Raw genomic sequence first — 20782 nt, forward strand, 5'->3', positions numbered from 1 at the left:
TTGCATGTTGATTGTTGCCGACTCTGTTCAGAGTAGGCGGTCCCCGGCTGGCGGCCACCAGCCAGGGACCGGATGGACGGGACCGTTGTGCCCTTGGTTTGAGCCGCGGGAGAGCTTGGTCCGTTTGTCCGTGTCGCTGGTCCTGAACAGATGATGGGGAGCAAGTCCCGCATGCAAGGCAAGGTTGAGTCCACGAGCAGCGCAGCGGCAGTTTATGCCGGTATCGACGTGAGTAAAGACTGGCTGGATGTACATGTGCATCCTGGCGGTCAGAGTTGGCGGGTGGCCAACGACCAGGTTGGGTTGCGCCGGCTGCGACGGCACCTGGACGAGCTGGAGCTGCGGCCCGAGCGCGTGGTGCTGGAAGCCACCGGCAAGTATCACCGTCTGGCATTCCGGACGCTGAGTGCCTGGGGCTACGGGGTGGTAGTGGTCAACCCGCTGCGGGCGCGGCTGTTCGCCCAGGCGTGCGGGGTGCTGGCCAAGACCGATCGGATCGATGCGCGGCTGCTGGCAGTTATGGGCCACAGCCTTGCTCCCCAGCCCACTCTGCCGGCGCCCCTGCAGCTCGAGCAGTTGCAGGAACTCGTCAACGCCCACAGTGCCGCCCGCACCGAGGCGGTGGCGCTGGGCAACCGACTGGAGCAGTCAACGATCGCGTTCCTCAAGACCGAACTGAAGCGCCGCCTGACCAGCCTCAAGGGTCATGTGAAGCGCCTCGAGGCCAGGATCGAACAATTGATCAAGGCTGATCCCGGGCTGGCTGCTCGCTACACCATACTGCTGTCCATCCCCAGCATCGGCGCCAGTACCGCTGCCGCGCTACTGGCTGGGTTGAGCGAGTTGGGTCGGTGCACGGCTAAGGCCGTCACCCTGCTCGCGGGCCTGGCGCCCATTGCCGACGACAGCGGTCGAAGGCAGGGCCAACGCCATATCCGCGGTGGTCGCATGCCGGTGCGCAACGCCCTCTACATGGCCGCCCTCAGCGCCGCCCGCTACAACCCTGACCTCAAGACCGTCTACCAGCGCCTGCGCAACGCCGGTAAGCCGGCAAAGCTCGCCCTCACAGCGGTCATGCGAAAGCTCGTCGTGCTCGCAAACACCCTGCTCACGCAGAACCGCCTCTGGGCTCCAAACCAACCCTAAAACCGCTTGACCGCAAACACAGATGCTCTCCCGYTTRCGGGGGAGGGGGGACCACGCGAAAGCGTGGTGNAAGCTCGTCGTGCTCGCAAACACCCTGCTCACGCAGAACCGCCTCTGGGCTCCAAACCAACCCTAAAACCGCTTGACCGCAAACACAGATGCTCTCCCCTTGTGGGAGAAGGTGGCGCGCAGCGCCGGATGAGGGGTCCGTGCAACGAAGTGTAGCGCGCTCGGAGCGCAAGCGACGAGCGACCAGCACGCGGAGAGATACCCCTCATCCGCCCTTCGGGCACCTTCTCCCACAAGGGGAGAAGGCACTCACCGCAAAGCCAGTGCTAGTTGCGCTCTCTCACCAAGTCATTCGACTCGATATTGTGCGCCCCCAGCTGCGTCACGTCGGTCTCGCCCATCAGCCCCAGCGCGCTGTCGGCTTCGGCGCGGATAATGTCGATGACGCGGGTGACGCCGGCTTCGCCGGCGACGCCCAGGCCGTAGAGGGTGGGGCGGCCGATGAAGACGGCGCGGGCGCCGAGGGCCACGGCTTTCAGCATGTCGTGGCCGGAGCGGACGCCGCTATCGAGGTAGATCTCGCAGTTGTCGCCGACCGCGTCGACGATGCGCGGCAGCACACGGATGGTCGAGGGGGCGCCATCGAGCTGGCGGCCGCCATGGTTGGAAACGACGATGGCGTCGGCGCCATGGGCGACCGCGGCGCGGGCGTCGTCGGCGTGGAGGATGCCCTTCACCACCAGCGGCCCGCCGAAGCGGCGCTTGATCCAGCCGAGATCCTGCCAGTTGAGCGTCAGGTCGTCCTGCTGCGACATCCACTGCGTCAGCTCAGCGACACTATTGGCGCCGGGGACGTGGCCGGCGAAGTTGCCGAAACTGCGGCGCGGCGTGCCGAGCATGGCGAGCGACCAGGCCGGCTTCAGCGCCAGCTCGGCAAGGAATTTCGGGGTAAACTTCAAGGGCACGGTGAGCCCGTTGCGCACATCCTTGTGGCGCTGGCCATAGTGCTGGCAATCGACGGTGACGACGAGGGCAGCGCAGTTGGCGGCGCGGGCCCGGTCGATCAGCCGCTCGGTGAAGGCGCGGTCCTTCCGCACATAGAGCTGGAACCAGAACGGGCGATTGGTGGCGGCGGCGACGTCCTCGATCGAGCAGATCGAGACGGTGGAGAGGGTAAAGGGGATGCCGGCCTTTTCGGCGGCGCGGACGGCTTTGATCTCGCCATCGGCCACCTGCATGCCGGCGGCTCCGGTGGGGGCGAGGCCGAGCGGCAGCGACACCGGCTGGCCGAGCATGGTGGTCGCAAGGCTGCGGCGGGAAATGTCGCGGCCGACGCGCTGCTCGAGGCGGATCTTGCTGAAGTCGGAACTGTTCTCGCGGTAGCTCTGCTCGGTGTAAGCGCCCGAGTCGGCATACTGGAAGAACATTTTTGGGACGCGGCGCTCGGCCACGCGTTTGAAGTCGTCGACGGTCAACAACCGATCGAGACGCATGTTTTGTTACTCTCCCGAGACGAACCAGCGCATGTCGTAGCGATGCGTGCTGCGATCGAAGGCGAGGGTATGCGGATCGCAGCGCCAGCGCTCGACCTGGCCATCGGTGCGCGCCACCAGCCAGCAGAAATCCCAGCCGCCCGATGCATAGCGCAGCGGGATGGCCGGCTTGATGCGCACCGCCGGGTGGGTGCCGGTGATGAAGAGTTTCTGCTCGGTGTAGTAGTAGCAGGAGCCGCAGTGGATGAAGGCCTCGTGCTCAGGCGCGGTCTCCCCTGATGGCACCAGCCCGACGCCGAATTTGCTGATCGCCACCTTCACCGGCGAGCCGCGGAGGAACGCCTGGTTGAGCGCCTCGACCGAGCCGGAAACCGGCCGGCCCGTGTGATCGTGCGCCAGCACCTCGCGCCAGCGGTCGTTGACCATGAAGCGGTAGCTGTCGAAATCGTAGACGAAGTTGCTCGAGGGCGCGTTGGTGCCGGCGTCGAAACTGTCGAACTGGTGGTAGCGCGGCATGTCGGCCAGGTCGTCGAGCGGCGCCGGGCCGCGTTGCCCGGTGGGCGGCTGGCCATCGAGATAGGGCCGGGCGATCGCCTGGGTGCCGTCCTGGTTGTAGAGAAAGAACGACATCGAGGGACGCGGGCCAAAGCCCTCCGGCAGCTCCACCGGCATGCGCAGCGTCATGATGCCGGCGGCCCAGCGGTCGTCGAGCAGCCAGGTCTGGCGGAACTCGGCGACCTCCTCGATCAGCTCGTTGCTCGAAGATTTGGTGTCGATGTGTTCGTTGTGGCGGAACGCCGTGCCGATGCGGAGATCCGCACCGCGCCGAATGGCATCCACCAGGTCGGTGGTACTGCCGCTGCGGACCGAGCGGTCGCTGTTCAGCGTCAGCACCGTGCGAAGCGTTCCCCCCATCGCTTCGCTCCCTCAGACTGCGTCGAGGAAGGCGACGCCGCTGAGCTTCCGCTCGTCGCGGAGCCCACGGAACTCGGCCCTGAGTTTGTCATCGGCCGCCTGGTCGATGAAGCCGCCGAGGGGGCTGCGCGCATAGCCGGCGTCGCACCCCATCCAGGCCATGGCGCGTTTGATCGAGGGGATGCCGCCGCGGCTCAGTGAGAAGAAGATCACGGCGTTGCCGATCTCCTGCAGGCGCTTGGCCTCGGCGAGATTGCCGGCGGCGACCGCGTCGCGCAGCGCGATCCAGATCTCGGGCATCGAATTGTAGAACGAGCCGATAATGCCGTCGGCGCCGAAGCTCAGGCCCGACATCGCCATCTCGTCGGCGCCGGAATAGACGATGAAGTCCTGCCCGATCTCCTGTTTGATGCGGATGATGTCGTGATGCGTGGTGGCGGTGTACTTGACCCCGGCGACGCCATCGATCGACGACAGCCGCTTGATCATGTCGAAGCCGAGCGCCGCCATCGGCACGTTGTAGGCGATCATCGGCAGCTTGGTCGAACGGGTGATGTCGGCGTAGTAGCCGTGGATCTGGTCGGCGGAAAAGCCCCAGTAGATCGGCGGCACCGAGGAGATGGCGTCGACGCCGGCCCGTTCGGCGTGCTGCGCCAGGTCGATCGAGTGGAAGGTGCTGATGGCGCCGATATGGGCGATCACCGGGACGCGGCCACGGTTCTCTTCCATCGTCACTTCGACGACGCGCTTCCGCTCCTCGGGCGACATCAGGAAGGACTCGCCGGTCGAGCCGGTGATGTAGAGCCCCTCGACCTGGCGTTCGATCAGGAAGTTGACGACGGCGCGCAGGCGCTTTTCGTCGAGCTTCTCGTTCTCGTCGAACGGGGTCACCATCGCCGGAAGGACGCCGGTGATGGACTTGATGTCGAAGGCGGGCATTTGGGGCTCCGTGGGGGGCTGGCGCCGGGCGATCAGGCCACGGCTTCTTGGGCGTCGATGAGGTGGCAGGCGGCGTAGTGATCGTCACGGCCGTCGATGGAATAGCGCTTCAGCGTCGGCACGGTGGTCTTGCAGACATCCTGGCGGAAGCGGCAGCGCGGGTGGAACGGGCAGCCCGACGGCGGGTTGACCGGGCTCGGCACGTCGCCCTCGAGCACCACGCGATTGCTCTTCCGATCGAGGTCGGCGACCGGGATCGCCGAGAGCAGCGCCTGGGTGTAGGGGTGGAGCTTGCGCTCGAACAGATCCTCGGAGCGGCAGAGCTCGACGATCTTGCCCAGATACATCACCGCGACGCGGTCGCAGATGAACTCGGTAACGCTGAGATCGTGGGTGATGAAGACATAGGTGAGGTTGCGCTCGCGCTTCAGCCGCATCAGCAGCTCCAGCACCTGGGCGCGGATCGACACGTCGAGCGCGCTCACCGCCTCGTCGCAGACGATCAGCTCCGGATTGACGCTCAGCGCCCGGGCGATGCCGATGCGCTGGCGCTGCCCGCCGGAGAACTCGTGCGGGTAGCGATCCATATACTCGCGGCGCATGTTCACCGCCTCGAGCAGGTCGCCGATGATCTTGCGGCGCTCCTCGCGGGTCTTCACCCCGTATTTGGTCAGCGGGTCCTCGAGCGAGCCGAAGATGGTGAAAGCCGGATTGAGCGAGGAATGCGGATCCTGGAAGACGATCTGCAGGCGCTTGCGATAGGCGTAGAGCTCCTTGTCGCTGAGCTTGGTGAGATCGGCGCTCGCTTCGGCGCCGGAATAGGTGATCTCGCCTGCGGTGGCGCGCACCAGCTGCAGGATGGTTTTGCCGAGCGTGGTCTTGCCGCAGCCGCTCTCGCCGACGAGGCCGAGCACTTCGCCGCGATAGATATCGAGGTCGACGCCATCGACCGCCTTCACCTGCGCCACGGTGCGACGCAGCACCCCGGCCTTGACCGGGAAATGCGCCTTGACGCCCTTGAGGCTGAGGATGACGTCGCCCGGTTCGTGCGCTTCAGCTGCGGACGCCATTGGCGAACTCCTCGTGGCGCACGCACATGACGCGATGCGTGGGGGACAGGTGGGTTTCGGCCGGCAGGGCAGTCTCGCAGGCATCGAGCTTGTAAGCGCAGCGATCGGCGAACTGGCAGCCCTTGGGCCGGTTGAACGGATCGGGGGTCGAACCCGGGATGGCGCGGATATCCTGGTTCTTGCCGCGCCCCAGCACCGGCACGGAATCGAGCAGTGCGCGGGTATAGGGATGGCTGGGGCGGCGCAGCACCTCATCGACGGTGCCCGCTTCCACGATGTTGCCCATGTACATGACGGCGACATCGTCAGCCAGTTCGGCCACCACCCCCATGTCGTGGGTGATCAGCATGATGGCGGTGCCGTGCTCGCGCTTCAGCGTCGCCATCAGCTCGAAGATCTGCGCCTGGATGGTGACGTCGAGCGCCGTGGTCGGCTCGTCGGCGATCAGGATTTTCGGGTTGCAGGCCATGGCCATGGCGATCATGGCGCGCTGGCGCATGCCGCCCGAGAACTGGTGCGGGAACTGCTCGACCCGCCGCTCGGGCGCCGGAATGCCCATCGAGCGCAGCAGGTCGATGGCCTTGTCCATCAGCTGCCGGCCGCGCATGGCGGTGTGGTAGCGGAGGTTCTCGGCGATCTGGAAGCCGATGGTGAACACCGGGTTCAGCGCCGTCATCGGATCCTGGAAGATCATGGCGATCTCGGAACCGCGGATCGAACGCATGGCCTTGCCGTTGCGCTCCAGCGTATCGAGCCGGATATCGCCGCGCTCCGAGTGGTAGACGATCTCGCCTTGCTCGATGCGCGACAGCGTCGGCAACAGCTGCATGATAGCGGAGGCGGTGACCGACTTGCCGCAGCCGCTCTCGCCGACGATGCAGAGGGTCTTGCCCTTACGGATCTCGAACGAGACGCCGTTCACCGCCTTGTTGCAGCGCTTGTTGGTGTAAAAGAAGGTCTTCAGATCGCGCACGCTGAGCGCGACATCGTTGACCGGCAGCTGAGTGGTGGTGGTCATGCGGCTAGCCCTGCTGCGTCGGGTCGGTGGCGTCGCGGAGGCCGTCGCCGATGAAATTGACGCTCAGAACGAAGAGCGAAATCGTGGTGCCGACCGGCAGCCAGATCCACCAGTTGTTCTGCAAGACGCCGAGATCCTGCGCGACGTTGAGGATGTTGCCCCAGGTGGCGATATTCATCGGCACGCCCAGCCCGAGGAAGCTGAGGCCCGCCTCGGCGAGAATGAAAGCGGCGGTCGAGAGCGTGATGTTGACCATGATGGGCCCAAGCGCGTTAGGCAGGATGTGCTTGAAGCAGATCAGCGGCACACTGAGCCCGAAGCTCCGCAGCGCCTGCACATACTCTTCTTCGCGCAGCGACAGCATGCTGGCGCGGGCGAGGCGATAAATGCCGCACCAGCCGCCGACGATGAAGATGATCATGATGTTACTGAGCGACTGGCCGAGGATCGAGACCAGCATCAGCACCAGGATCAGCTCCGGGAAGGCCATGATGATCTCGGAGATGCGCATGCAGATGGCATCGAACCAGCCGCCGACATAGCCGGCATAGCAGCCGACGATCACCCCGATAATGGCCGAGACCACGGCGCTGCCGAGCCCGACAAGGATCGAGATGCGGCCGCCATAGAGCACCCGAGCAAACACATCGCGCCCGGTCTTGTCGGTGCCCAGCCAATGTTCCCAGGAGGGCGGCTGCAGCATGGCGCGCAGGTTAATCTTGGTCGGGTCCCACGGCGTCAGCAGCGGCGCAAAGATCGAGGCAAGAATGATGACGCTGAACACCACCAGCCCGACGACGGCGAGCCGGTTGCTGATGAACTTGCGCAGCAGCCGGCTGCCGGTCGGGTGCTTCAGACGGCCGGCCTCCTCGAGTTCGCGGATGCGGTCGAAGCGGCGGTCGAAACGGTTGCGACGGCGCGGAATATCGGCGAGGGCCATGGCTAGTTCCCCAACCGGACGCGTGGATCGATGATGGCGGTGAGGACGTCGATGACGACGCTGACCACCAGCACGGTGACCACCGAGATCAGTGCCACGGCCATCACCACCGGATAGTCCTGGTTACGCACCGAGAGGACGAACAGGCTGCCGACGCCCGGCCACTGGAACACCTGCTCGACGATCACCGAGCCGCCGATCAGCGCCGGCAGGCGGAAGCCGATCAGTACCACCACCGGGGTGAGCGCGACGCGAAAGCCGTGCAGCAGGTTGACCCGCCATTCCGGCAGGCCCTTGGAGCGGGCGGTCTTGATGAAATCCTTGTTGAGCGCGTCGAGCATGGCGGCGCGCGCATAGCGCATGACGCCGGCAGTCATCATGATCGACAGCACCAGTGACGGCATCACCAGATGCGGCAGGCGATCCCAGAAGGTGATGTATTGCGGCATCGAGCGGCCGCCGACCGGCAGCCAGCCGAGGTTCAGCGCAAACACGGTGATGGCGACGAGGCCGAAGAAGAACTCGGGGATGGAAACGCCAACCATCCCAACCACGGTCAGGGTGTTGTCGGTGGCCGAGCCGCGCCGGAGCGCGCTGATGATCCCAAGGATCGAGCCGAACACGGTCGACAGCACCAGCGCCACCGCGGCCAGCTCCAGCGTCGCCGGCAGGCGCCGCGCCAACAGGTCCGAGATCGGCACGCCACCGGTGAGGGTGTAGCCGAAATTGCCCTGCAACAGACCCCAGAGCCAGATGAAGTAGCGGACGAACAGCGGCTGGTTCAGGCCGAGTGCTTCGCGCAGCTCGGCGAGGCGTTCGGGATTGGCGCCCGACATCTGTTCGGGGCTCAGCATAAAGGAGACGGCGTCGCCGGGGGTCGCGTCGAGACCGAGATAGATCAGGAAGCTGATGGCGACAGCCATCGGGATCATGATCAGAACGCGCCTGATGACGTAGGCTAGCACGCGGCTGTTTCCTTACACGGCTGGGACGACGGGAGAGGGATGCCGCGGTCTGGCCGCGGCATCCGGAGCTAACGGGATCGGGCCTTACTTGTCGTAAGTGTTGATCCACATCATGCGGGTGTAGGGGATATCCATCGGCGTCAGCTTCATGTGCGGCATCGCTTCCAATGCCTTCACGTCGCTGGTCACCTTGGTGATGGCGAAGTCGATGCGGTTGGCCGCAGCGTTCTTGACCATGTTGACGTCGCCGTCGGCACTGGCAAAGGCCACCACCTGCTCGATCTTGGGCTTACCGAGGAAGTAGTCGTCGAACGGCAAGAGCGAGGCATAGTCACCGAAGGCGACGGTATCGACCTTGAACGGGCCGGAACCGACGGGCTTCTGCCAGAAGGCGTTCTGCTGCAGCACGGTCGGATCGGTGCCCTCGAAGTACTTCTTGGGCAGCGGCGCGAACTGGCTGAGCGAGATCAGGACGTTCGGGTCGAGCGTCGCGAACTTCAGCGTGATGGTGTTGCCTTCGGTCGAGATGCCCGAGATGTGCTCGGCCTTCTTCGCCACATAGTCGGCGGCGCCCTCGAGTGCGTTGAGGGTCTTGCCCACCACGCCATGCAGGTTCGGCACGAACAGAGCCGCCTCGAAACTCCAGGTGACGTCGTCGACGGTGATCGGCTCGCCATCGTGCCACTTGATGTTATCGCGCAGCGTCAGCGTCACGGTCTTGCCGTCATCGCTGATGGTATAGCTCTCGGCGAGGTCGCCGCCGGCAACGCCCGTCATGGTCGGGTTGGCGAACAGCAGCCGGTCGAAGACGAAGCGGTTGCCGACCCACAGGCCGAGATTGGCCCAGGGATGCTCGAAATAATCGACCGGGGCGCCGTTGGTGTAAAACACCTGCTTGCCGCTGGCGTCGGGTGTGACGGTCCAGTTCTGGATGTCCCAGTTGTAGTTGAACTGCTCGTTGCCGTAAGGGGCGCCGTTGCGGTTCAGCCGGTCGCTCTCCACCGTGAACAGCCGCTGGTAGTAGAGCGGCACGGTGTAGACGTTGTCGTTCATCAGCTTTTCGATGGCGAAGAAGGCTTCCTTCTGCTTCTCCGGATCGGTGCTGGCATTGGTCGCGGCAATGGCCGCGTCCATCTCGGGCGTGCCCGGGAACTGGTCGGAGCTGGCTTTGCCGGTGGCGTAGTCGTTGTAGTATTCCTGCATGACGATGGCGGCGCGGGCGCCATAGCCGAGATCCCAGGAGACCAGCGACTTGTCGGTCGGGTTCGGCGGGATGGCGCCGAGGGTCTTCGCCACGTCGCCGGTCAACAGGCGGGCGTTCATGTTGATGCCGACATCGGCGAAATAGGCCTGCAGCGCCTGCATCAGGTTGGCGGTGATCTGGTCATCGTAGTAGTAGACCATCTCGAGCGTGCGGTTCGAATCCCAGCCGGCTTCCTTCAGCAGCTCGCGTGCCTTGTCCGGGTTGTAATCGTAGGGGTTGAGCTCGGGGTTCTTGAACGGGCCATTGGGCAGCATGCCGACCGCCTTGATGGCGTTGCCATCGAAGATGGTGTCGATGATGGTCTGCATGTCGATGGCGTAGGCCAGGGCCTGGCGGACGCGGACGTCCGAAAGCGGGTTGTTGTTGGTGGCTTGCGCGGCTGCGGTGCCGATCGCCGAGGTCGACATGAGCAGCGCCATGCCAAGTGCCAGCAATTTCTTCATGTGAATGGGTTCCCTGTTTAACTCACGGATAGTGATCCACGCTTTCGTGGACCCCGACGGCGCCGGCCTTCCCTCTCATCCCTCCGAGTTGGAAACGGCCGCACGTGGTTCAGTGCCGACAGGCGATTCAGTGCCGCTAAGGGCCTGGCGCATGTAGGTGGCGTAGTTGCGCGACAGGTGAACGGTCAGCACCCTGACCGCCTCCGGCTCATCGCGGGCGACAAGAGCGGTGACGATGGCGCGATGCTCGTCATTGCTGCGCCGGTTATGGGTGGCGACATCGGCCGGCGCCTCGCGGCGGCGCATCAGGCGATCGACGAAGGCATCGTGCAGCGCAACGAAGATCGGGTTGCCCGGCACTTCGGCCAGCGTGCGATGAAAGCGCAAGTCCATCTCGCGGAACAGCGGGTAGTTGCCGATGGCGCGCTCACACGCCTCAATGGCCGCCAGCATTTTGCCCAGCTGCGCCTGCGTGGCGTATTGGGCGGCATAGCGCACCAGGCTCATTTCGAGAAAGAACCGAGCCTGCTCCAGATGGGCATTGCCCTCGCTGCCGCGAAAGAAGAAGCGCGCCGCCTCGGCGGCCCCGGCCATGGCCTGGGCCAGCGTCGGCGTCACGACGCGCGGACGAAAGCCCTTGCGCTGTTCGATCAGCTTCATGCCCTCGAGCATGGTGATGGCTTCGCGCACCACGGTGCGCCCGACAGCGAAGCGCTCGCAGAGATCGCGTTCCGACGGGATCATCTCTCCGGCCTTGATGACGCCGGAGTGGATGTCTTCGGCCAGCGCCTGCGCGATGTCGGCAGCTTCGGTCGCCATGTCGGTGGTTCCCCAGTCCTCTACGCCTTTAGGGAACCATGTGACGCTATATGGTGTCAAACTTTTATGTTTTGGTCGACCAAACTGCCATGCTCGCTGTGAACAAGTGGGCACCGACGGATGGTGGAAGCGGTTGACGGACGGGCGGAGCGGGGCGCGGCCAGCGCGCATCCGATCGACGATATCGCCCCGCTGAGTCACCAATTTCCCCCTGGTGGCCTGCATATGTCATTAACATAACAACATATCAGTTTGGGGTGGTCAAGCGACGGCTGCGACACCGGCGAATAGGTTCGCCAGACGGAACAAAGTCAGGATTTCCGGGGGTTTTTGGGGAACGGGCTTGGTCGCAGTCGGGCTGGGTGAAACCCACCCCACCGGCCGTCATCCCGGCGAACGCCGGGACCCAGTGCTCCGAAGGTTCCACCGGCGCGGACCCCGCCGACCTTGCCGTGACAGACCGGCACGGTTCATGCCTGCCCAAGCCTCCGAGCAGTGGGTCCCGGCGTTCGCCGGGATGACGGCCGGTGGGAGTGGCGAGATGGAGTAAGATACCTCTCGCCTTCTCCCCTTGTTGTGGGAGAAGGCAGCCGCTGCACGATTGGCGGTTTCGGCCGACTAAACGCTCAACTTGCCGATATCGTAGTTGTCAGCCGAACCCGTCGGCTGCCAGCCGATGACCTGTTTGGCGTGCGAGGTGTCGCGCCAGCGGCGCTTGTTCTCGGAGATGGCGTCGAAGATGTCGAAGCGGACGCTTTCGGGGGCATCGAGGCATTTGTCGACCATCTGCACCGCGTCGGCCTGCGAGAGGTAGCCGGGGTAATGGCGGATCAGTTCGGGCTGGTCGCTCGGCAGCACGGCGCCGAGCCGAATGCAGATCACCGACATGCCGTAGCGATCGGAGAACAGCCGGCCGGTATTCTCGCCGAACAGCTTGCCGACTCCATAGAAGCTGTCGGGGCGCGGCGGATCCGTGTAGTCGAGCAGCTTTTCGCCCGGCGGCAGGGCCTGCAGCTGGTTGGCGGCGAGCTTGCCGTAGGGCGAGCCCTCGTACCACTCATAGCCGCACATGGTGCTGCCGGTGCTCATGAACACCACCCGCTTCACCCCGGCCTCCTGAGCAGCGCGGAACATGTTGAGGGTGCCGCCGATGGTGTTCTGCATCACCTTGTCCCAGTCGTCGTATTCATGCGTCTCGGCGGCGAGGTGCAGCACCATGTCCATGCCCGCGGACGCCTTGCGGATGGCCACCGGGTCGGCGATCTCGGCCTGGGTGTGAACGATCCCCGGCACGACACGCCGGCTCAAGCCGCTGAACTCGTATTTGTCGGAGAGGTCGCGGATGACGAGGCCGCCAATCAGACCGCTGGCGCCGGTCACGAGGACCTTTGGTTTTGTACCCATTCGAATGCATCCCCCTGCATTGATCGGTTAAATATACCGTTAGCATGATAACATGCTTTTCTTGAAGTCAAGTGAGTCAAACAGCGCGTTCGACTGTGGTTCGTCTGGCGGAACGCCGCATCACGGATCATGGTGCGAGCTCAACGGCTTTCGACTTTTTGTGCAGCTGATGACCCTCAGCCGCGATTGACAGCATCAAATATGCCGTTAGCATAACAACATACTTGGTTATCGCGTGAGGGGGCGTCGTCGGTGAAGCGGGTGCTTATCGTGGGGAGCGGCGGCATCGGCCGGCGTCATCTCAAGGGCTACAGCCTGACCGGACGAGCCCAACTGGCGATCGTCGAACCGGACGCCGAGCGGCGCGATGAAGCCAAGGCGCTGTTCGGCATCACCGAGACCTATACCGATATCGGCGAAGCGAATCTCAAAAGTTTCGACCTGGCGGTGATCTGTGCGCCGGCCAACTTTCATGTGGCGCTGATGCGGCGCTGTGCCGAAGCCGGGCTCAACTTCCTCGTCGAAAAACCGCTCTCGGTGACCATGGACGAGGTCGACGAAACGCTGGCGCTGGTCAAATCGAAGAACCTGGTGGCGCGGGTCGGCTATGTGCGGCGGGTCGCCGACGAAGTGGTGACGCTGCGCCAGCAGATCCTCGACGGCAGGATCGGCACGCTGCGGCTCGCCTATCTCAACTCTTCGCAGGAGTTCCCAAAGTACCGGCCGGACTTCCAGCGCACCTATTACGCCCGGCCGGAAATGGGTGGCGGCGCCATCCTCGATGCGGCGAGCCACCTCTTCGACATGCTGATCTGGCTGATGGGTAAGCCCACCGATGTCAGCTGCCTCTATGACCGGCTGGTGCTCGAGGGCACCAATACCGAGGACACCTGCCTCGTTTCCATCCGCTTTCAGAGCGGCGCCATGGCGAACGTCACCATCAACCAGTTCCAGAAGCCCAATATCGCGCGCTTCGAGTTCATCGGCACCAAGGGCAACCTGATGCTCGAGCATTCGACGCTGCAATTCGCCGACGACGACAGCGGCAAATGGCAGGACGAGCGCGACTTCATGCAGGGGCTGGTGCCGACCGAAGCGCATCAGGCGCGCTTCCGCATGCAGGCCGACGCCATGCTCGATGCGATCGAGGGCAAGCCCTGCTGGCTGGCAACGCTCGACGACGCGCGTGACAACCTACGGGTGGCGCTGGCCGCCAAGCAATCCTGGCTCGAAAAGCGGATCGTGAGGCTCTGATGCGTGGTTTTGGTGGCAAGACCATTCTGATGGCTGGCGGCGCGGGCTACCTGGCGCTGCCGGTGAGCAAGCTCCTCGCCGCTGAGGGCGCCAATGTGGTGCTGGCCGATATCAACCCGGAGCGGCTGGCGGCAGCCGAGGCCGAGCTCAAGGGGCTCGGCGGCGGGGTGCTGGCATTGCCGCTCGACATCGGTGACGAGGACTCGATCCTCAAAGCGGTGCGCGGCGCGGCGCAGGAGTTCGGCGCGCTGCATGGGGTGGTGAACGCCACGTTCGGCTCAACCGGCAAGCGCTTCGAAGAGCTGACCGCAGCGGATTTCGACCGCACCAACCGGCTGAACCTCACCGGCAGCTTCCTCCTCGCCCGCGAGGCAGCCAGGCATATGGGCCCTGGCGGCGCGATGGTGTTCTATGCCTCGATGTATGGCGTGGTGGCGCCGAACCCGGCGAACTACCCGGGCGACATGGCGCCCAACCCGATCGAGTACGGCGCCGGCAAGGCCGGGATGATCCAGATGGTGCGCTACATGGCCGGCCATTTCGGCCCGGCCGGTATCCGCGTCAACGCTGTGGCGCCCGGCCCCTACCCGCACCAGGCGACGCAGGACAATGCCGAGTTCATGGGGAACCTGGCGCGCCAGACCATGCTGGGCCGGATCGGTCGGCAGGACGAGATGGCCGGGCCGACGGCGTTCCTGTTGAGCGATGGCGCGAGCTACATCACCGGGCACTGCCTCAATGTCGATGGCGGCTGGACCGCCTGGTAGGGAATTTATCGATGAGCGTTCTGCCGATCACCCGGGATGAAATCCGTCTCGCCATGCTGGGCATGGTGGAGGGCAACGGGCACCCCTATTCCTGGAGCATCATCATCAATGGCAGCTACGACGCCAAGGCGCTCGCGGCCTGCCCCTACCCGGTGATCAAGGACTATATCGCGAAGCAACCGGTGGGGACGCTCGGCATCCCCGGCGCCAAGGTCACGCATGTGTGGACGGACGACCCCGCCGATGCCGTGCAGGTGGCCGCGGTGGCGCATATTCCCAACATCGTAGGCCGAGCCGAGGACGTGATCGGCGAGGTCGATGCGGTGCTGGTCGCCACCGACAAGGGGTTCGAGCATGTCGAGCGGGCCCGGCCGTTCATCGAGGCCGGCATCCCAGTGTTCATCGACAAGCCGCTTTGCGACAACCGGCTCGATCTCGCGACGTTTTCGAAATGGGTGGCCGAGGGCAAGCCGCTGATCAGCTCGTCGGCGATGCGCTTCGCCAAGGAATACGCGCCCTACCACCGCGCCACGCACGCGCTCGGGCAGTTGCGCCATGTCAGCGCCACCATGGCTAAGTCGTGGGAAGCTTACGGCATCCATGCGCTGGAGACGGTCTACCCGATTACCGGACCAGGCTACGTGTCGGTGCAGAATATCGGCGACGCGAATTCCAACATCGTCCACCTGCGTCACCGCGACGGCATCGAGGTGCTGCTGCAGGTGACCAAGGATATGGGCGGCGGCTTCGGCATGGTGACGCTGGCCGGCACCGCCGCCGGGCTGCAGCTCAAGTTCACCGACACCTATCATGCGTTCCGCACCCAGCTCGTCGGCTTCGTCGATTACCTCCGCACCGGCAAGCCGCCGGTGCCGTGGGAGGAGACGCGCGAACTGATGCAACTGGTGATCGCCGGCATCGAAAGCCGCGAACAGGGCGGGCGCCGCGTTTTCCTCAGCGAGATGGACTGAACCATGCAGGTACTGGAAAGCTTCTCGCTCAAAGGCAAGGTCGCCGTGGTCACCGGCGGCGCCGGGCTCTATGGCCGGCAGATCGTCGCGGCCCTGGCTGAGGCCGGAGCGCAGACCTTTATCGCGGCACGCGATCTCGCAAAGCTCGAAGTGGTGGCGGCTGAAGAGCGGGCTCGCGGCTTCGACGTTACGGCGCTGCAGCTCGACCTGTCGTCGGACGCCTCGATCGAAGCGCTGCATCGCGAGGTGATCGCCCGGGCCGGCCGCTGTGACGTTTTGGTCAACAACGCGGTGACCCGCTCGGCACTCGATGGCTGGGCACATGATCTCGATGCGTTCGACAGGAGCCTCCGCGTCAACGCCTCGGCGCTGTTCAAGATCACCGAGCTGTTCGGCCGCAATATGCGGGCGCAGAAATCCGGCTCGATCATCAATATCGGCTCGATGATGGGCATGGTCGGGGTCGAGATGGCCAACTACGAGGGCACCGACATGACGCCCAACCCCTCGCCGATCTACCACTACGAAAAGGGCGGCATGCTCAACTTCACCCGCTGGGCAGCGAGCATCCTCGGCGCCGACAATGTGCGGGTGAACTGCCTGTCGCCGGGCGGCTTCTTCAACAACCAGCCGGCGCCGTTCGTCAAAGCCTATAGCGCCCGCACGCAGCTCGGCCGCATGGCCAACGATACCGATTTGAAAGGCGTCATCGTCTTTCTCGCCTCGGACGCCTCGGCCTATGTCACCGGCACCAACATCCCGATCGATGGCGGCTATACCGCCAAATAACCCCTCCGGAGGAGATCACCTTGTCCCAGACGCAGCCTTACGCCGCGACGCCCCCGACGCGCTTCCGCATGCGGCCGAGCCGCGTGCTGCGCACCATCCGCGAGGGCAAGGTGGCCCGGGTGCTGAAGCTCAACATCGCCGACGCCAAGATCGCCGAGATTTTCGCCGCGGCGCAGCCGGATGCGCTGTGGCTGTGCATGGAGCACACCTCGGCGACGTGGGAGCAGGTGGAAAACCAGATCCGCGCCGCCAAGCTCTATGACGTCGACACGCTGCTGCGCGTGTCGCGCGGCAGCTACAGCGACTATATCCGCGGCTATGAGATGGACGCGACCGGGCTGATCGTGCCGCACGTGATGAATGCCGATGACGCCCGCAAGGTGCGCGACATCACCAAGTTCGCGCCGCTCGGCAAGCGCGCCGTCGATGGCGGCAACAACGATGCGCAGTTCACCCGGGTCGGCTTTCTCGACTACCTCAAGACCGCCAACGAAGAGCGCTTCGCCTGCTACCAGATCGAGGATCCGGAAGCGATGGAGCACCTCGAGGCGATCGCCGAGATGGATGGGGTCGATTGCCTGTTCTTCGGCCCCGGCGACTATTCGGTGGCGAGCGGTATCCCGGGTGAGATCCAGCACGACGAGATCAAGGCGGTGCGCCGGCGCGTCGCCGAAGTGGCGCGCAAATACGGCAAGATCGCCGCGACGGTCACTAACCGCGAGCTGATCGGCGAGTATGTCGACATGGGGTACAACCTGCTGTCGGTCGGCGCCGACGTGATCGCGCTGGCGAACTATGCCGATGAGTCGATGGCGGCGTTTGATAAGGCGCTGGGGTAAGGCCTCGGCTGGTGCGCGCTGACTGAAGCGCCGGTGCGAGCTGACCCCCACCCCTGTCCCCTCCCCGCAAGGGGGAGGGAGACCCTCACACCGGCATCTCAGTTTGCGTCTCCCCAGAAACACTCTACGGGTGAAACGTCGCCGGCATGCTCATCACCTGCTTGCCGGGTTTGCGGTCTTCGAGGTTGGCGTAGATATCGGCCAGCACCTGCTGCATCCAGGCGGCGGAGTCGACGTTGAAGCTCGGGCCGTCATTGTCGAGCGAATAGCGATAGGCCTTGGTCGGCTTGGTCGCCTTGGCGGCGATCACCGGCACCCAGCTATGGTGCATGTAGCCGCAGACGATATCAGGCTTGTAGCTCTTCAATACCGCCTCGAGCTCGGCCGTGTCGTTCTGGCCGGTCTCCTGGTTCACCGAGATGACGCGCAGCTCCTGCTCGGTGGTGGTCGAGGCATTGGCCCGCCTGATGCTGGCGAGGCGCGAGGCCTGCTCGCTCGAGGTGATGGTGGTGTTGAGGTAGAGATACTTCAGCTTTTTGCCGTCGTTTTGCCGGAACATCTCCATGAAGGCCGGCTCGAAATCGATGCGATAGGCGTGGTAGGGCAGCTCCTCGATGACGAGGTCCATGATCGCCACCTGTGCCGAGGTTTCGGGCAACTTGTCGATCTCGGTTTCCGGGGTAATGCCGGCGAGCACCACCACATCGAGCGCGTCCCACACATGGGTAGGCATCGACTTGTGGGTGAAGCTGCCGAGGATGAACTCGTGGCCATCGGAGACCACGGCCTTTTCCAGCGCCACCACCAGCTTGGTGTAGAACTCGTTGTTGAAGATGCCGCCGCCGACGATGTCGCGGTTGTAGAAGAAGCCGATGCGATGATGCGCTTCGGTCCACGGCGTTTCGACGAGGAAGGAGCCCTTGCCCACCTGGCGACGGATGATCCCCTCGGCTTCGAGATCCTTCAGCGTCTTGATCACGGTGATCAGCGAGAATTCGCAGAACTTCACGATCTCGTTCTGCGACTCGATCTTGTCCCCGGCTTTGAGGCCGTTGGTTTTCCAGCGCCGGAACAGCATGTCTCTGAGCTGCAAGTGGCGTGGCGACAGGTCAATACTCAAGCCAGGTCTTCCCGTGACAGGTGATTGCCGAGGTTTGCTTCGGCGACATATAGCACCACGCCCGCCCTGGCGATCACAGAGGCGCTTTGCGGCGCCATGTTTCCCCTTGAATTCGCATGTTAGGTGGTTATCATGACAATATACTACGAGCATGGATTCTGCAAGTGAAGCAAAGATGGCGTAACGCCACGCTGGTGACCCCGGGCGGAGAAATCGGGCAGGATCTGTTGATCGAGAATGGCCGGTTCACCGGCATCGTCAGCCGGGACAGCGCGACCGGCGCCGACTGGCAGGATGTCGACGCCAGCGGCAAGCTGCTGTTCCCCGGCATTATCGACCTGTTGCAGCACGGCATGGACGTCTACCTCTACAACGACACCCTGCCCGGTTGCGTGTCGGACAACTCGACGCTGCTGCTGTCGCGCGGCGTGACCGGGTTCCTGCCGTCGATCAGCTGCCTGCCGCCCGAGAACATGGAACCGACGCTGACGCGCCTCGCGGCCGAGACCGAGAAGGCCACCGGCGCGCGCGCCATCGGCATCCACAGCGAAGGCCCGGTCTTCGCCTCGCCTGGCGCGCACAACCCGCGCAACCTGCAAAAGCCGAGCGTCGAACTGGCCGAGCGGATGCTGGCGGCCAGTAACGGCCGGCTGAAGGCGGTGACGCTGGCGCCGGAACTGCCGGGCGCCGAAGCCTTCATCAAGCGGCTGAAGCAGCATGGGGTCAGCATCCATCTCGGCCACAGCCAGGCTGTGCCTGATGACGTGGCGCGCTATGTGTCCTGGGGCATCGATGCGGTGACCCATATGTATAACGTGATGCGCCAGCCGGAGCCGGGCAATATGGGGCTGCACGTCCTGTCGCTCACCGACGCGCTGCTGGCCGAACCGGGCTTGGCGCTGGGGTTGATTTGCGACGGCATCCACGTCTCGCCCAAGCTGATGAAGATCCTGGCGCAACTGCCGGTCGACCGGGTGTTCCTCGAGACCGATGCCAACAAATATGCCGGCGCCGAGGACATGGAGTTCGAGTTCTACCCGGGGCAATGGGTACGAAGTGCTCGAGGCAAGGCGGTGGTCGATCGCAATGGCGGGCTCTGCGGCTCGTCGCTGACCCCGGACGAGGCGATGCGCAACTACGTGAGGCTGGTCGGGGCTGACCTCGTTCGCACCGCCCACGCCACCAGCCTCGTGCCGGCCAGGGTGCTGGGGATGGAAAAGGATATCGGCTCGATCGAGGTGGGTAAGCTCGCGGACTTCGCTGTGCTGGACCCCGCCACCCTCGAGATCCAAGCGACGGTGGTGGGCGGCGAGATGCTGTTCAGGCGCGCCGCCTAAGCGGGAACGCCCGCGGCTTCGGGGGGAGGCGCAAGTGCAGATCGTCGCATCAGGAATTCTGGGCAAGGCGGAGCCGGGGACGACCCGCGCCAACCTGACCTTTCCGTCGGTCACCGCGCTGGCGGACGGTTCGCTCTTGGCAACGCTCAGGGCCGGCGACGAGAAGGATTCGCCCAAGGAGCGGATCGCCGTCTATCGCTCTGCCGATAACGGGCTCAGCTGGTCGGCGCCGAGTTATCCGTTTGAGCCGCCCGCGGTGCGCGGCATCGGCGGGACGCTGAAGCTTTGCTACATCACCGAACTTGCCCCCAACCGACTGCTGGCCGCAGCGATGTGGGTCGATCGGACGACGTATCCTGGCAAGCCTTTGTTCAATGCCGAGACCGAGGGTTGCCTGCCGATGGTGATCCTCCTCGCCACTTCCAACGATAACGGCGCGAGCTGGACGGCCTGGCGCGAGGTGCCGATGCCCGAGGAGATTGGGCCCGCCAGCCTCACCAGCCCGCTGATGCGGCTTTCCGACGGGCGGCTGGCGATGAGCATCGAGACCAACAAGAGCTATCTCGATCGTTCGAAATGGCTGCAGCGGGCGGTGTTCTTCCATTCCGCCGACGAGGGCCGGAGCTGGAGCGGACCGGTGACGGTGGCCGAGGATCCGTCGGGCCGCATCTTCAACTGGGACCTTCGCTGTGCGGTGGCGCCGGATGGCCGGGTCGGCTCGTTCGCCTGGACCTATGACACCGAGACGGCGAGCTATCTCAATATCCACCGTCGCATCAGCACCGATGGGGGAATGAGCTGGAGTGCGGCCGAAGATCTCGGCTTTGCCGACCAGGCGGCGCGACCGGCAGTCCTCACCGATGGCCGGGTGGTGCTGGCCTGGGTCGATCGCTTCGGGTCGCAGTCGATCCGCGCACGGGTGGCCCAGAGCATCGATGCGCCGTTCGCGGCGGTGAGCGAGGTCGAGGTCTATGCGCATGCCAGGGCGCAGGCGGCGAGCAGCGATACTGGCGACATGCTGGCCAGCATGGATGTGTGGAGTTTTGGCCTGCCCTCGGCGACGGCCCTGCCGGATGGGGATGTGCTGGTGGTGTATTACGCGGGGGAACCCAAGGCGTTGGATGTGCGGTGGGCGAAGCTGCGGGTTTAGCTGCGTCGCTGAAGCGCTGGTGCGGGCTGACCCCCACCCCTGTCCCCTCCCCCTAAGAATGGGGAGGAGACGATAGCCTCGATGTCGGTGTGAGGGTCTCCCTCCCCCTGTTTTAGGGGGAGGGGACAGG

At 64.6% G+C, this 20782-nt stretch carries 19 protein-coding genes; 8 read left to right on the forward strand and 11 right to left on the reverse strand.

Features of this window, described 5'->3' with window-relative positions; all coding sequences use genetic code 11:
- Positions 1-171 precede the first annotated feature (171 nt).
- Positions 172-1146 carry an IS110 family transposase gene (locus ASC68_RS00005; protein WP_055872859.1) on the forward strand — a complete coding sequence of 325 codons (975 nt, stop codon included), beginning with the start codon at positions 172-174 and terminating at the stop codon, positions 1144-1146.
- 335 nt (positions 1147-1481) lie between these two features.
- On the opposite strand, the gene ASC68_RS00010 is transcribed toward ASC68_RS00005, so the two are convergent.
- The 10 genes from ASC68_RS00010 to ASC68_RS00055 form a co-directional block, all read right to left on the reverse strand.
- Complete coding sequence (locus ASC68_RS00010; protein WP_055872862.1) at positions 1482-2648, reverse strand: alpha-hydroxy acid oxidase; 1167 nt, start codon at positions 2646-2648, stop codon at positions 1482-1484.
- 6 nt (positions 2649-2654) lie between these two features.
- Complete coding sequence (locus ASC68_RS00015) at positions 2655-3563, reverse strand: hypothetical protein (RefSeq protein WP_055872865.1); 909 nt, start codon at positions 3561-3563, stop codon at positions 2655-2657.
- 12 nt (positions 3564-3575) lie between these two features.
- The gene (locus ASC68_RS00020; protein ID WP_055872868.1) at positions 3576-4502 is read right to left on the reverse strand and encodes a dihydrodipicolinate synthase family protein; all 927 of its coding nucleotides are present in this window, start codon (positions 4500-4502) and stop codon (positions 3576-3578) included.
- A 32-nt stretch (positions 4503-4534) separates the two neighbouring features.
- Positions 4535-5572, reverse strand: a complete 1038-nt coding sequence (locus ASC68_RS00025) for an ABC transporter ATP-binding protein (RefSeq protein ID WP_055872871.1) — start codon at positions 5570-5572, stop codon at positions 4535-4537.
- Complete coding sequence (locus ASC68_RS00030) at positions 5556-6590, reverse strand: ABC transporter ATP-binding protein (protein WP_055872876.1); 1035 nt, start codon at positions 6588-6590, stop codon at positions 5556-5558. The genes ASC68_RS00025 and ASC68_RS00030 overlap by 17 nt, the downstream gene beginning before the upstream one ends.
- A 4-nt stretch (positions 6591-6594) precedes the next feature.
- Complete coding sequence (locus ASC68_RS00035) at positions 6595-7530, reverse strand: ABC transporter permease (protein ID WP_055872881.1); 936 nt, start codon at positions 7528-7530, stop codon at positions 6595-6597.
- Positions 7531-7532: 2 nt separating this feature from the next.
- Positions 7533-8495, reverse strand: coding sequence for an ABC transporter permease (locus ASC68_RS00040; protein WP_055872882.1), 963 nt, complete (start codon positions 8493-8495; stop codon positions 7533-7535).
- A gap of 84 nt (positions 8496-8579) precedes the next feature.
- Positions 8580-10202, reverse strand: coding sequence for an ABC transporter substrate-binding protein (locus ASC68_RS00045; protein ID WP_055872887.1), 1623 nt, complete (start codon positions 10200-10202; stop codon positions 8580-8582).
- Positions 10203-10277: 75 nt separating this feature from the next.
- The gene (locus tag ASC68_RS00050; protein ID WP_055872889.1) at positions 10278-11021 is read right to left on the reverse strand and encodes an FCD domain-containing protein; all 744 of its coding nucleotides are present in this window, start codon (positions 11019-11021) and stop codon (positions 10278-10280) included.
- Between the two features lie 618 nt (positions 11022-11639).
- Complete coding sequence (locus tag ASC68_RS00055; protein ID WP_055872892.1) at positions 11640-12425, reverse strand: NAD(P)-dependent oxidoreductase; 786 nt, start codon at positions 12423-12425, stop codon at positions 11640-11642.
- Between the two features lie 252 nt (positions 12426-12677).
- Here ASC68_RS00055 and ASC68_RS00060 point away from each other — a divergent pair, with 252 nt between their 5' ends.
- The 5 genes from ASC68_RS00060 to ASC68_RS00080 are packed head-to-tail and all read left to right on the forward strand — an operon-like array spanning position 12678 to position 17045.
- Positions 12678-13679 carry a Gfo/Idh/MocA family oxidoreductase gene (locus ASC68_RS00060; protein ID WP_055872895.1) on the forward strand — a complete coding sequence of 334 codons (1002 nt, stop codon included), beginning with the start codon at positions 12678-12680 and terminating at the stop codon, positions 13677-13679.
- On the forward strand, positions 13679-14446 hold the full coding sequence (locus ASC68_RS00065; protein WP_055872897.1) for an SDR family oxidoreductase: 768 nt from the start codon (positions 13679-13681) through the stop codon (positions 14444-14446). Before ASC68_RS00060 ends, ASC68_RS00065 begins: the two co-directional genes overlap by 1 nt.
- Before the next feature lie 11 nt (positions 14447-14457).
- Positions 14458-15417 carry a Gfo/Idh/MocA family oxidoreductase gene (locus ASC68_RS00070; protein ID WP_055872900.1) on the forward strand — a complete coding sequence of 320 codons (960 nt, stop codon included), beginning with the start codon at positions 14458-14460 and terminating at the stop codon, positions 15415-15417.
- Between the two features lie 3 nt (positions 15418-15420).
- Positions 15421-16206, forward strand: a complete 786-nt coding sequence (locus ASC68_RS00075; RefSeq protein ID WP_055872905.1) for an SDR family oxidoreductase — start codon at positions 15421-15423, stop codon at positions 16204-16206.
- A 20-nt stretch (positions 16207-16226) separates the two neighbouring features.
- Positions 16227-17045, forward strand: a complete 819-nt coding sequence (locus ASC68_RS00080) for an aldolase/citrate lyase family protein (RefSeq protein ID WP_197420980.1) — start codon at positions 16227-16229, stop codon at positions 17043-17045.
- Positions 17046-17169: 124 nt separating this feature from the next.
- On the opposite strand, the gene ASC68_RS00085 is transcribed toward ASC68_RS00080, so the two are convergent.
- Complete coding sequence (locus ASC68_RS00085; protein WP_055872908.1) at positions 17170-18165, reverse strand: GntR family transcriptional regulator; 996 nt, start codon at positions 18163-18165, stop codon at positions 17170-17172.
- A gap of 164 nt (positions 18166-18329) precedes the next feature.
- On the opposite strand from ASC68_RS00085, the gene ASC68_RS00090 reads away from it, so the two are divergent.
- Both ASC68_RS00090 and ASC68_RS00095 read left to right on the forward strand, forming a co-directional pair.
- Positions 18330-19502 (forward strand): amidohydrolase family protein, encoded by a 1173-nt coding sequence (locus ASC68_RS00090; protein WP_248310464.1) that lies wholly within the window; start codon positions 18330-18332, stop codon positions 19500-19502.
- 34 nt (positions 19503-19536) lie between these two features.
- Positions 19537-20652 (forward strand): sialidase family protein, encoded by a 1116-nt coding sequence (locus ASC68_RS00095; protein WP_055872911.1) that lies wholly within the window; start codon positions 19537-19539, stop codon positions 20650-20652.
- Positions 20653-20782 lie beyond the last annotated feature (130 nt).

The sequence above is a fragment of the Devosia sp. Root105 genome, assembly GCF_001424865.1.
In the GTDB taxonomy this organism is placed as follows: domain Bacteria; phylum Pseudomonadota; class Alphaproteobacteria; order Rhizobiales; family Devosiaceae; genus Devosia_A.